This is a genomic window from Pseudomonas sp. TMW22080 (assembly GCF_022496745.1).
GTDB classification, from domain to species: domain Bacteria; phylum Pseudomonadota; class Gammaproteobacteria; order Pseudomonadales; family Pseudomonadaceae; genus Aquipseudomonas; species Aquipseudomonas bubulae.
Map to the genome: position 1 here is coordinate 142,447 of NZ_SCFF01000005.1, position 12,454 is coordinate 154,900.

A 12,454-nucleotide genomic window follows, 5' to 3' on the forward strand; every position below is an offset into this window, starting at 1 on the left:
GTGCTGTTAACCATCAGACCATTCTTGGGACCGTGAAGCGAAACTCGCTGCCTTCTCCCGGTGTACTTTCGGCCAGTAGCTGGCCGCCATGGGCCTTGATGATGCCCTGGGAAATGTACAGCCCCAGGCCCGTGCCCAGCGCGTTGCCTTCTTTAGCCGTCCAGTAGCGGTCGAAGATATGTGGCAGCTGTTCGGGGGCTATGCCCTTGCCCGAATCTCGCACGCTGAACACGATATCGTCCCCGTTGGACATGGCTGCTACGCCGATCTTGCCCTGTGCGGGGGTGAACTTGATCGCATTGCCGATCAGGTTGGAAAGCACCTGGAACAGGCGTTCGGGGTCGGCGCTGATTTTCAGGTCGGGCTCGGCGTGGAAAGTCAGTTCCACGGCCTTGTCCAGCGCCAGCGGCGCGAGCAACGACAGTGCCTCTTCAAAAATCTGGCTGACTTCCAGTGGCTGCGGGCTGATGGTGTAGCGTCCGGCTTCGATTTTCGAGGTGTCGAGCAAATCGTCGAGCAGCACGTTCATGCGGCTGCTGGCCTGCTGCATGGTGTCGATGGCCGAGGTGATGCGTCGCGATGTGTGCGGGCCGTCGCTACTGAAGGCCTTTTGCATCATGCCGCAGAGCATCGAGATGATGGTCATGGGGTTGCGCAGGTCGTGGGAGACCACCGCCACCAGCTCGTCGCGTGCGCGCACGGCCTGTTGCTCGCGCAGCACCTGGCGCGACAGGTCGTTTTCCAGGGCCGAGCGGCGCAGGTCATTGGCAGCAAACAGATCGCCGTGGCTCCATTTGCTGGAGATGCCGTCCATCTCGACTTTCCAGATTTCGAACGAGGTGCGCGGGCTCAGGCGCAGGCCGTTGCTGCCGGCTTCCAGGTTCAGCGGTTTATTGGGGTCGCCGCTCCACTGGATGCTTTCTTTGACTTCGCGGCGAAACCACAGCACGGCGTTGTCCACGGGCTTGGGCAGGGTCATGGCCAGCAGGCCGCTGGCGATGTCCTTGTACTGTGCTGCCGGGGCGTGCAGGGTGCTGAGGTTGTGGCTGGAGAAGACTGGCTGGCCGCTGTCCTTGAACCATTGGTACAGCGCGCGAGTGTCTTCCGGGGAGGGGCACTGACCATAACGGTGCAGCACCTTGTCTTCCAGAATCGCCACGCCGCTGGCGCCAGTCAGATCCATCAAGGCTTCGGGCATTTGTGCCAGGCCTTCAAATACGGCTGCGGTGCTTTGCACCATGGCGGCGTTGAGGCGCACCAGGGCATCCATCTTGGCTTCGCGCTGACGGCTGATTTCCAGGGTTTGCAGGGCGCTGATCTGCAGGGACAGCACCTGACCAATGGTCTGGCAGGCCATGCGCAGTTCATGGGGGACATGCAACGTCTGGCGATGCCCGCAACTGATGAGTCCCCACAGGCGCTCGCCATCCATCAGCGAGATGCTCATGGACGACAGCACGCCCATGTTCTTCATGTACTGGCAGTGAATCGGAGACACGCTGCGCAATACGGCCCCGCTCAGATCCAGTGCCTCGCCGGTGTCCGGGCGCAATGTGGGAATCAGCGGCACAGGTTGGTAATCGGCGTTCGGAATAATGCGCAGCCAGTGGGTGCGGTACAGCTCGCGGGCTTGTTCAGGGATGTCGGAGGCAGGGAAAAACATGCCGTTGAACAATTCCATCGCTGGCGAGGAGGCTTCCGCGATGACCTGGCCGTGGCCTTCATCCTGAAAACGGTAGATCAGAACCCGGTCGTAGCCCGTCAGTGCCTGGATCTCGCGCACGCAGATTTCATACAGTGCGGTGAGGGTCTTGGCCCCTTGCAGGCGTTGCAGCATACGGCTCAGGTTGCGCACCTTGCCCATGGTGCTGTGAATTTCTGAGTCATCGGGTTTGAGTTCCAGCTCCAGAACCAGAATGCCCTGGTCACGGTGCAGCAGGCCTTCGTATTCACGCCCCAGCAGGTTCAGGGCCAAAGGCGGAGCATCGGCCAGCGTGGTGTAGACGGCGGCCTGCTGCACTGCGTTGGCGGCTTCGGAGCCGCTGAGGGCGGCCAGTGGCAGGCCCAGCAGTGATTCGGCACTGACGCCGAACAGGGTCAGCACATTGGCACTGACCTGCTGGATCTGCAGCCCCGGCTCCGTCAGTGTCACGAGCAGGCCGTGGGGCTGGATCGCCCCGGGAAAGCGAATGGGTTCATCAGCACAATTGGCCAGCAAGCGTTCAAAGGCTTGAGGGTCCTGTGGGGTCATAATAAAACCTCCTGACGTTCGAGCCAGTGCTCGAAACAGCTAAATGTTGAGCTGGCAGCCTGTACGGCCTGGTCTCGCGCTTGGGCGTCCAGGGGCTCGCTGCCCAGAAACTCCAGGAATGCCTTCCATTGCCGCCCGGTGGCCTCGCCGTACACGTAAAGGAAAGCGCAGCCGTTGTGTCCCTCCAGGCCCAGTCGTTGCGACATCTGCTTGCGCAGCACGTTGCCGCCCAGAGTGGCGCCTTCCAGCACATACAACACACCCAGTACGCAGGCGGGGCTGTGCAATGCCGGAAGGGTTTCGCACAGTGCAAGCGACTGGATGCTGACCCCCAGGGCCTGCAGATCCCGACGCAGCGCGGGTGTTTTGAGTCGTGCCTGCAGGTCGAAATCGTGGGTCATCCAGGGGCTGTGTTGCAGTCGCTCCTCCAGCTCGTGATAGAAGCCGTAGTAAGCGCTCAACAGGCGCGTGTAGCGTTCAAGGTCGAGTGTATTGCTGAAGAACGGCAGGCGTTTTTCAAGGGCTACATGGCGTGTATGAGTGCCAGCGCGTAGCTCGTGCAGAACGGGCGATACCGCTGATAAAGGTTGGTCTTCTGACATGCCTTGTAGGACGGCTCTCTGTGTGGCGCGTGAATTAGGCGCTCATAACTGTAGGAGGTCATGGTAATAAAAAAGTGCAATTATTTTGCTACAAAACCCGGCAGAACAGTGGTTGTTTGAGTGCGCACAGGCTCGACTTCTCCCCTTAGCAGGATGCTTATTGGGTAGGCTCAATTCGTGACGCGCTGCGTCACAGCTTCTAAGGTTTGCAATGGCGAGGATGTGTATCGCAGGTCGGATACATTTAGGCCATTCCCGAATTCAGCTCTCTTGGCTTAGATCGGGGTTGGTTTTTCGTGGGAAGCGTCTTAAATGTAAAGATGAAAATTACCGGTTCAATGTGAGGTGCTTATGCTCGAATTACGCCCCAATTGCGAATGCTGTGATTGCGATTTGCCGCCAGATTCAGCACAAGCGCGGATTTGCTCATTCGAGTGCACCTTTTGTGCGACGTGTACGGAGCAGCATCTAGGTGGTCTTTGCCCCAATTGCGGGGGCGAGCTGTTGGTCCGGCCGCGTAGACCGGTGAGCAAGTTGGCGAGCAATCCGCCGTCCAGTGAGCGGGTGTACAAACCTGAAGGCTGTGCTGCGCGTTGATTTTAAAGCCCCTCACCCTGGCTCTCTCCCGAGGGAGAGGGTGCTTTTACAGAGACTGTCTGCCCCGGGACATCCACGTTCAATTCCCCGCGTTGCAACCACTGCAAGGCAATCGGCCATAGGCTGTCCTGAAAGCGGCTATGGAAAAACGCGAAATGACCTATGGCTGTTTCGCCAATGTCTTGCGGCTGGATACGCAGATGCGTACGCGAGCTGGCACTGAAGTAGTTCAGCAGGCGTTCGATGGCCGCGACAGTACCGAAAGGATCGTCAGTGAAGCTGATGGCGAGGGTTTTGGCCGTAACCGAGCAAAAGGGCAGGGCAGTGAAGCTTCGGGCGCTGGGGAGTTTTTCGTAGCGGGTACTGAAGGCGCCCCAGTCCTTGACCACCCCCGCCGGGGTATCTTCGAGCCAGCCCAGGCGCTTGCCGGGGAAGTAGCCGCACATGCGGGTCAGCAACGGCATGACCCCGTGCCATTTGGCGAGCATCTGCCAGCGCTGTGCGGGTGCGTAGTCACGCCAGTGGGCATATTGCGCGCCGACTGTGACCAAATGGCGAATCGCCAGCCCGGAAGCCGCCAGGCCCGCCGCACAACCGCCAAAGCTATGGCCCACCACGTCGATCGGCTGGCCGGGGTACTCGCGCTGTGCGCGCTTGAGCACCGCTTCTGCGTCCAGCGTGCCCCAGTCCGACCAGGAGGCCGTAAAACCGCGCAACGATCCGCTGCGTGAGGCGCCGATGCCGCGGTAGTCGAACAGCATCACGTCCATGCCCTGGCGGAACAGGTATTCGGCAAACCGCGAGTAATACTGGCAACGCACCGAGGTGGCGGCGTTGATGATGATCACTGCTCGCGTGCTGTCAGGTATGCGCTGGCGCCATTCGAAACCGCCCAGCAGGTAACCGTCAGCAGCAGGCTCGGTGAACGCCCGGCTGACAGGTTCGGGCAGGGCTGCTGTCAGTGCGCGCTCCGGGCGTTGCGTTCTGTCAGCAGCCGTGAAGCTTCGACGTAGGCTTTCTGGAATGCCGGGGTTTCGATCCAGGCCACGGCGCTGTCTTCATCATCGCCATGTACGGCAATGCGGTATTCGATCAGCAAGCCCATCAGAAAATCGGTGGCCGGCTCTTCCTCTTCTTCCGAGATCACCAGTTCCAGTACCGGGTACTGCAGGAATACCGCACACAGGGTTTGCAGGTTGATGGCTTCGGCGGCTTTCATGGCCTGGAACAGGTCATCGTAGTCAGCGGGGTCAAAACCGTTGTCGAGGATGTCCTGGAAGTTGAAGGTGCTGAGGTCGATTTTCACGTCATCGAACGGGTTGTCGATCAGGGCGCCAGCCGAGGCTTTGGCCGGTTTGCCCACGCGATTCTGCTTGGCCTTGGTTTTGGCCCGCTGCGCGTTTTTTTGCTGCTTTTTTGGCGATGACATGAAGGTGTGTCCTTTGCAGGCTGATGAGAGGATTGAACCCCATCTCTTTGCAATCGCCAAGAGAGGTGGCGCCGCCGGGTATAAATAACGGCCAAAAAAAAACCCGCACTAGGCGGGTTTTCTTTGTTTTGGCGTGGTGTGAACACCACATCAAAACTGAATGTGGTGCCCAGAGACGGAATCGAACCGCCGACACGGGGATTTTCAATCCCCTGCTCTACCGACTGAGCTATCTGGGCAACGGGGCGCATTAGAAGCCTTTTTCGATAACCCGTCAAACACTTTTTTGAAAAATATTTAATTATTACCGTCGCTTACGGATCAAAGCCTTTAAAACCGGGGTTTATTCGGTTGGCGGAACGTAGCCTTCGGCTTGTGCGTATTCCTCGCCGCTGAAGAACTTGTCCATTTCGCCCTGCAAATATTTACGGTCTTCGGCGTTCATCATGTTCAAGCGCTTTTCGTTGATGAGCAGGGTCTGGTGTTTTTGCCAGTCAGCCCAGGCTTTGGCCGAAACGTGGTCAAAAATGTCCTGGCCTTTGGCGCCCGGAAACGGAGCGCGCTCAAGGGCAGGCAGTTCTTCTTTGTACTTGCGGCAAATGATGGTGCGGGTCATGACGTCTCTCCAGCGTTCAATAGGTCGGCTGCGCGTTTGAGCAGCTTCTTGACCGGGGCGGCAAGGCCCAGGCGCGGCGGGGTGGCGAGGTTATACCAGAGCCAGTCGGCCTCGGCCACGTGATGGCCGGACTCCTTGACGTGGATCAGCCAGGGTTCGATGGCCAGTTGGAAATGGCTAAAGGTATGGGTCAGGCCGGTCAGTTCGTGTTGCGCGCCCAGGGCCAGCGAGTGTTGCAGCGCCAGATGCTCGATGTCCTGCAGGTCATCGAGCTCGGGCAGGCTCCACAGGCCGCCCCACAAGCCGGTCGACGGACGGCGGTAAAGCAGGATTTCGCCCCCGGCATTGGCCAGCATTGGCATCAGCGTGCGCTTTTGCGGGATGACCTTGCGCGGTTTGGGGATCGGGTAGCGGGTTTCCAGGCCCAGCAAGTGCGCTTCACAGCCGCTTTCAAGCGGGCACAACAGGCAGCTGGGCTTGCTGCGGGTGCAGAGCGTGGCGCCCATGTCCATCATCGCCTGGGTGTAGGCGTTGACGCGGTCGTGGGGGGTGAAGCGCTCGGCAGTGGCCCACAGCTGTTTGGCCACTTTGGGCTCGCCGGGGTAGCCCTCTTGCGCCGTGTAGCGCGCCAGTACCCGCTTGACGTTGCCGTCCAGAATCGGCGCCCGCAGACCCATGCTCAGGCTGGCAATCGCACCGGCTGTGGATAAACCGATACCGGGTAACTCGACCAGTTTTTCCACATCCCGCGGAAATTGGCCGTCATATTCGGCGACAACGATTTTGGCGGTCTTTTGCAGGTTGCGCGCACGGGTGTAGTAGCCCAGGCCGGTCCACAGGTGCAGTACTTCGTCTTCCGGTGCAGCGGCCAGGGCCTCGACCGTCGGCAGTGAAGCCATAAAACGGTCGAAGTAGTTCAGCACGGTACTGACCTGGGTTTGCTGCAGCATGATTTCCGAGACCCATACCCGATACGGGGTGATGCCCTGTTGCCAGGGCAGGTCGTGGCGACCGTGCTGGTCATACCAGTCCAGCACCGCGGTTGAAAACTGCTCATCTCTCATCGGTTGAAAAGCCCTTTGAGCGCGTTCTTGAGCTCGGGGCTGACCTTGTCACCGAGCTTTTCTTCGAGTTTGTCAGTGAGCTTGTTGCCCGCCACTTTGGCGGCAACCTTGCCCAGCCCTTCCTTGTCCAGACGGCAGGCCTTGGCCCCCAGCTCCAGCGGGCCACGGCAGCGTAATGGCAGCTCGATGCCGACAAAGTTCTTGCCGACCTGGCAGGCCGGGTCCGGCATGGCGCGGGTGTCGCCTTCGATGATGATGCCGATGCGGTAATCCATGCCCAGTACGCGCAGGTCGATGTCGCCATCGCCTTTGACGCTCAGGCCGGGGATGCGCACGATCATGTCCGGGTTGCTGGCCACGCCGTTGCGGAACACCAGGGTGCCCTTGAGCTCCTTGAATGGCGTGTCTTTGCCCAGGGGCGCGCCGCTCAGGGTTTTGCGGTTGAGTACCGAAATACCCTTGCACAGTTGTTGCTCAAGGTTGGCGTTGAGCAGCACACCATCATTAAGCATAAAGCTGGCGGTGCCGTTGAGGCTGGAAATCAGCTCGCTCTGGCTGTTGCCGCTGCCAGTGACGTTGCTGTTGAGGGTTAGCAGACCGGTCACCGGTGGTTTTTGCCCCTGGCTTTGCAGGATTTTATCCACCGGCACATTGGTAATGCGGGTCTGCAGTTTGACCACCGGTAGCATGGGTTGTACGTCCAGGCTGCCATTGGCGGCAAAGCTGCCTTTGTAAAGGTTACCGCTGAGGTTTTCCAGGGTCAGGACACCGGCTTTGCTGTTGGCCTTGAACACCGCGTTTTGTATCGGCAGTTTGCTCAGGGTCAGTTGGCCAAAGCTGATATCAGCATTCAGGTCGAGCGCTTTGAGGCGGGTGACCGGAATGATCCTGGCGGTGCTCCAGCCGCTTTTGGTCGGTGCCTCCGGCAGCGGCGTATCACCCGATGCGGCCAGGGCGCCGGCTTCGCTGCTCTGTACTTCAGCCTTGCGCGCAACGCTGGCGCTGCTGGCTTCGGCCGACTTGGGCGGCATGTAGCGATCAGCGTCGAATGTGTCGCCTTTGAGCTGAATACGTACAGCTTGTTTGGCGAAATCGTCAATGGCGACGAGGCCGGTGAAGGTGCTGTCATCGACTTTCAGGTTCAGCTCGTCAAAGGTCACGCTGCTGGGCGTGCCCGAAAGGCGACTGACCAGTTCGACCTTGCTCAGGCTGTTCGGCGCCATGGCAGGTAGCGGGTGGCCGATGCTGTCGAGGAACCGGGCCAGATCAAGCTGGGCAATCGACAGGCCGCCACTGATTTGCGGAGTGGTATCGAGGCTGTTGGCCTTGAACTCACCCAGGGCGCGCAACTGGTTGGCTGAAATCTTCAGGCTGCTCCATTCGGCGACGTTCGCAGCCAGATCAACCAGAATTTGCCCCTGTGCGGCGAACGTCATGGTCTTGCCCTGCAGCGGCTCACCGGAGGCTTCGCCGGTGACCTTCATGTCTTCAAACTGATAGCGCTTGAGTACACGGTCAAAGCGCAACTTGCCGTCAACTTCGGTCTTGACCCGCATCACCGGCTGGTTGGTGCCCAGGAAGGCGGTCAGCTTGACCGGGATACTGGTAGCTTCGTGAACCGGGCCGGTGCTCAGCTGGATGCTCTCGGCGCTGAACTGCTTGCCGCTTTGCTCGTCGTTATATTCAACCCGGGCGTTGTTCACGGTCAGGCTGTCGATATCGAGCTTGAGGGGCTGGCCGGCGCTTTCAGGCTTGTTGCTCGCAGCGGGCTCGGTGCCGGTGGTTGGCGCGGCGGCGGTGGCCGGCTTGCCGATGTCCTGCCAGTTGCCGTGGCCGTCCTTGTCGCGGGTCAGGCGCAGGTTCAGGCCTTCGACGCGCACGTCGCTCATCTGCACTTCTTTGCGCAGCAGCGGCAGTACGCGTACGGACAGACCGAGCATCTGAAGATCGGCGAAAGGCTGGGTCGGCGCTGCGAGAGTGGCAACGCTGGCGTCGTGCAGTTCCAGGCCAAGCCAGGGGAAGAGGCTCCAGCCGATGTCGCCATTGAGGGTCAGCTCAATGTGGGCTTTGTCACGGGCTATCTGGCGGATCTCGTCTTTATAGTCGTTGGGATCGAACAGATGGCTGAGGGCAAAGCCCAGGGCCACGATGATCAGCAACAATCCGAGAAGCACCAGACCCAGGATTTTGCCGAACGCTTTCATGGGCGAGTCCTTGTAAGTCTGTGTGAGAGTAAGTTTTAAATTCAGCCGCAGAGTATAGCGCCACGCGCATGCCGACTGGGGGGTGGATAGTAGCGGATCAGTTGCTTGGCCAAAGACCACATCAGGTTAGGGCCAGGCTGGCGATCAAATGGTAATCTTTGCTTGTTTTTCGGGCCTTCTGCGGCACATTGCCGCGTCTCGATCCAATAAAAACGACTGTGTGCCACAGAGCGCCAAAGTCAGGGAGCGAGCGTGCCGGGGAAATAACTTCATTACCTGGGGGAAACACCTATGAGTATCAGCATTGCTGCGGGCAGTTCTGCTTCGCCGCCTGCGTTCCTGTCCAAGGAGCGCATCATCGCCAAACCCGGCTTCAACCGCTGGCTGGTGCCGCCAGCTGCTCTGGCCATCCATCTGTGCATCGGCATGGCCTATGGCTTTTCGGTGTTCTGGCTGCCGTTGTCCAAAGCCCTGGGCGTGACTGCACCTGTGGCTTGTGCGCCAGACATGAGCTTTATCGCGCAAGTGTTCTCGTCGCAATGCGACTGGCCGATTTCGATGCTCGGCTGGATCTACACCCTGTTCTTTATCTTCCTCGGTTGCTCGGCCGCGGTATGGGGCGGCTGGCTTGAGCATGCCGGGCCACGCAAGGCCGGTGTGGTGTCGGCTTTGTGCTGGTGCGGCGGTTTGCTGATTTCTGCATTGGGTATTTATACCCATCAGATCTGGCTGATGTGGCTGGGTTCTGGGGTTATCGGCGGTATCGGCCTGGGGCTGGGTTATATCTCGCCGGTGTCGACACTGATCAAGTGGTTCCCGGACAAGCGTGGCATGGCTACGGGCATGGCGATCATGGGCTTTGGTGGCGGGGCAATGGTGGGCGCACCGTTGGCTGCCGCATTGATGAACCATTTTGCCGGGCCGGACGGTGTGGGCGTGTGGCAGAGCTTTGTCGCAATGGCGGCGATTTACTTCGTGTTCATGATCGGCGGCGCGTTGTCTTATCGCGTACCACCGACCGGCTGGAAGCCTGAGGGCTGGAAGGCGCCGGCAAAAAAAGCGGCCAACGCGATGATCACCCAGCGCCATGTACACGTAAGTGTGGCGTGGAAAACTCCGCAATTTGCGCTGGTATGGCTGGTTCTATGCCTTAACGTATCGGCCGGTATCGGCATTCTGGGCATGGCCTCGCCATTGCTGCAGGAAGTCTTCGCGGGCAAGTTGCTGGGCAATGATCTGACCTTCAGCCAGCTGGATGCAGCGCAGCTGGCGCAGATCGCCGCGATTGCAGCAGGGTTCACCGGTTTGCTGAGTCTGTTCAATATTGGCGGGCGGTTTTTCTGGGCGTCGTTCTCGGATTACCTGGGCCGCAAAAACACCTACTTTGTGTTCTTCGCCCTGGGTTTTGCGCTGTACGCGATGATTCCGAACCTGGGCCATCTGGGCAACGTATCGCTGTTCGTGGCGGCGTTCTGCATCATTCTGTCGATGTACGGCGGCGGGTTTGCCACAGTGCCAGCGTATCTGGCCGATCTGTTCGGTACGCAGATGGTCGGCGCGATCCACGGTCGCCTGCTGACCGCCTGGGCGGCGGCGGGCGTGCTGGGGCCGGTGCTGGTCAACTACCTGCGCGAGTATCAGTTGAGCATCGGTGTGGAGCGTGCGGCGGCGTATGACATCACCTTGTACATCCTCGCCGGTCTGCTGGTGTTGGGCTTTATCTGCAACCTGCTGGTACGCCCGGTGGCCGACAAATACTTCATGACCGACGCCGAGCTGGCCGCCGAACAGGCGCTGGGGCACGACAAGGGCGCGGACGCCAGTACGTCGCTGGAGTGGAAAGCCGCACCGGGCAGTCAGCCATTGGTGATTGCAGCCTGGCTGGCCGTGGGCATTCCCTTGTTGTGGGGCGTGTGGGTAACGGTGCAGAAGACGGCGGTGTTGTTTCACTGATTGACGTGTTGAGTCAGCGCTGACGCCATCGCGAGCAAACCCGCTCCCACAGACGGATTGCGTCTCTGTGGGAGCGGGCTTGCTCGCGATTCAGGCGGCGCGGCCTGTGCGTCAACGCGCATTACGTCAGCCACCGCACCCTTAATGTTTCTGTTTGCCTGACCCGTGCCTATAATGGCCACCTTTTTCGCCCAATGATTTTGCGGAGCTGGTGATGGCCGAACGTAAGGCGTCAGTCGAGCGCGATACTCTGGAAACCCAGATTAAAGCCTCGATCAACTTGGATGGTACCGGTAAGGCCCGATTCGATATCGGTGTTCCTTTTCTTGAGCACATGCTCGACCAGATCGCCCGACATGGGTTGATCGACCTGGACATCGAGTGCAAAGGCGACCTGCATATCGACGATCACCATACCGTCGAAGATGTCGGCATTACCCTGGGTAAAGCCTTCAGCGAAGCAGTCGGCGATAAAAAAGGCATGACCCGCTACGGTCACGCTTACGTCCCGCTGGACGAAGCGCTGTCCCGTGTAGTCATCGACTTTTCCGGTCGTCCTGGTCTGCAAATGCATGTTCCCTACACCCGCGCCACCGTCGGCGGCTTCGATGTTGACCTGTTTCAGGAGTTCTTCCAGGGCTTCGTGAACCACGCCAATGTCAGCCTGCACATCGACAACCTGCGCGGCACCAACACCCACCACCAGATCGAAACCGTGTTCAAGGCTTTCGGCCGCGCCCTGCGCATGGCCGTGGCGCTGGATGAGCGCATGGCCGGGCAAATGCCTTCTACCAAGGGCGTGCTCTGATGCAGACAGTGGCGGTAATCGATTACGGCATGGGTAACCTGCACTCGGTGGCCAAGGCGCTGGAGCACGTTGGCGCCGGTCGGGTGCTGATTACCAGCGATGCCAGCGTGATTCGCGAAGCCGACCGCGTAGTGTTCCCTGGTGTGGGTGCGATCCGCGATTGCATGGCCGAAATCCGTCGCCTGGGTTTTGACTCGCTGGTGCGTGAAGTCAGTCAGGATCGTCCGTTTCTCGGTATTTGTGTCGGCATGCAAGCCTTGCTCGACAGCAGCGAAGAGAACGGCGGTGTTGATTGCATCGGCCTGTTCCCGGGCGCCGTGAAGTTCTTCGGCAAGGACCTGCACGAAGACGGCGAGCATCTCAAGGTGCCGCACATGGGCTGGAACGAAGTGCAGCAAAAAGTCGATCACCCGCTGTGGCACGGCATCCCCGACCTGGCGCGTTTCTACTTTGTACACAGCTACTACATTGCGGCGGGCAATCCTCGCCAGGTAGTCGGTGGCGGGCATTACGGCGTCGATTTCGCCGCAGCGCTGGCCGAGGGCTCGCGCTTCGCGGTGCAGTTCCACCCGGAAAAAAGCCATACCCACGGCTTGCAGCTGCTGGAAAACTTTGCGGCCTGGGATGGCCGCTGGTAATGGCGCCGCGCAAAAAGCCGCCGATTCTTACGCTCACCCCTGAGCAAGAGAACGAAGCCAACAGCAAGATCAAACGCTTTATGGAAGACCGCTTCGAACTGGACCTGGGTTCGTTCGAGGCGGCTGAAATCCTTGAGCTGTTCACCCGCGAAATCGCCCCGCATTACTACAATCGGGCGATTTTCGATGTGCAGGCGCACCTCAAAGAGAGGTTCGAGAGCATCGAAAGCGACCTGTGGGCGCTCGAGAAGAACTGATTTCCGAGTCTCAGACTCCCGAATTTGAAGGTTTG

General features: G+C 59.6%; 12 protein-coding genes and 1 tRNA gene. 5 read left to right on the top strand and 8 right to left on the bottom strand.

All coding sequences use genetic code 11. The features are described from left to right. Positions 1-13 precede the first annotated feature (13 nt). Positions 14-2,251, bottom strand: a complete 2,238-nt coding sequence (locus EQV96_RS17720; RefSeq protein ID WP_095000776.1) for an ATP-binding protein — start codon at positions 2,249-2,251, stop codon at positions 14-16. Next, on the bottom strand, positions 2,248-2,853 hold the full coding sequence (locus EQV96_RS17725; protein WP_240882218.1) for a biliverdin-producing heme oxygenase: 606 nt from the start codon (positions 2,851-2,853) through the stop codon (positions 2,248-2,250). Before EQV96_RS17725 ends, EQV96_RS17720 begins: the two co-directional genes overlap by 4 nt. A 351-nt stretch (positions 2,854-3,204) precedes the next feature. Between EQV96_RS17725 and EQV96_RS17730 the strand changes: the two genes are divergently transcribed. Continuing rightward, the gene (locus EQV96_RS17730; protein WP_095000778.1) at positions 3,205-3,450 is read left to right on the top strand and encodes a DUF1272 domain-containing protein; all 246 of its coding nucleotides are present in this window, start codon (positions 3,205-3,207) and stop codon (positions 3,448-3,450) included. A gap of 2 nt (positions 3,451-3,452) precedes the next feature. Here EQV96_RS17730 and EQV96_RS17735 read toward each other — a convergent pair whose 3' ends face one another. The 6 genes from EQV96_RS17735 to EQV96_RS17760 all read right to left on the bottom strand — a co-directional run bounded on the left by EQV96_RS17735 (position 3,453) and on the right by EQV96_RS17760 (position 8,763). Then, entirely contained in the window at positions 3,453-4,349 is an 897-nt protein-coding gene (locus tag EQV96_RS17735; RefSeq protein ID WP_240882272.1) for an alpha/beta fold hydrolase, read from the bottom strand. A gap of 59 nt (positions 4,350-4,408) precedes the next feature. Beyond that, positions 4,409-4,879, bottom strand: coding sequence for a hypothetical protein (locus EQV96_RS17740; RefSeq protein WP_095000780.1), 471 nt, complete (start codon positions 4,877-4,879; stop codon positions 4,409-4,411). Between the two features lie 163 nt (positions 4,880-5,042). Beyond that, positions 5,043-5,118: transfer RNA gene (locus EQV96_RS17745), tRNA-Phe, on the bottom strand. 104 nt (positions 5,119-5,222) lie between these two features. Continuing rightward, a complete protein-coding gene (locus tag EQV96_RS17750; protein ID WP_003438557.1) occupies positions 5,223-5,495 on the bottom strand; it encodes an oxidative damage protection protein in 273 nt (90 codons plus the stop codon). Then, on the bottom strand, positions 5,492-6,559 hold the full coding sequence (mutY, locus tag EQV96_RS17755; protein WP_095000781.1) for an A/G-specific adenine glycosylase: 1,068 nt from the start codon (positions 6,557-6,559) through the stop codon (positions 5,492-5,494). Before mutY ends, EQV96_RS17750 begins: the two co-directional genes overlap by 4 nt. Continuing rightward, positions 6,556-8,763 carry an AsmA family protein gene (locus EQV96_RS17760; protein WP_095000782.1) on the bottom strand — a complete coding sequence of 736 codons (2,208 nt, stop codon included), beginning with the start codon at positions 8,761-8,763 and terminating at the stop codon, positions 6,556-6,558. The genes mutY and EQV96_RS17760 overlap by 4 nt, the downstream gene beginning before the upstream one ends. 291 nt (positions 8,764-9,054) lie before the next feature. Between EQV96_RS17760 and EQV96_RS17765 the strand changes: the two genes are divergently transcribed. The 4 genes from EQV96_RS17765 (at position 9,055) to EQV96_RS17780 (ending at position 12,419) form a co-directional block, all read left to right on the top strand. Next, positions 9,055-10,716 (top strand): OFA family MFS transporter, encoded by a 1,662-nt coding sequence (locus EQV96_RS17765; protein WP_095023763.1) that lies wholly within the window; start codon positions 9,055-9,057, stop codon positions 10,714-10,716. A gap of 214 nt (positions 10,717-10,930) precedes the next feature. Further along, positions 10,931-11,524 (top strand): imidazoleglycerol-phosphate dehydratase HisB, encoded by a 594-nt coding sequence (hisB, locus tag EQV96_RS17770; protein WP_016783108.1) that lies wholly within the window; start codon positions 10,931-10,933, stop codon positions 11,522-11,524. Beyond that, positions 11,524-12,162, top strand: a complete 639-nt coding sequence (gene hisH, locus EQV96_RS17775) for an imidazole glycerol phosphate synthase subunit HisH (protein ID WP_016783109.1) — start codon at positions 11,524-11,526, stop codon at positions 12,160-12,162. Before hisB ends, hisH begins: the two co-directional genes overlap by 1 nt. Next, positions 12,162-12,419, top strand: coding sequence for a DUF2164 domain-containing protein (locus tag EQV96_RS17780; RefSeq protein WP_095000784.1), 258 nt, complete (start codon positions 12,162-12,164; stop codon positions 12,417-12,419). The genes hisH and EQV96_RS17780 overlap by 1 nt, the downstream gene beginning before the upstream one ends. The last annotated feature ends 35 nt before the right edge of the window (positions 12,420-12,454 follow it).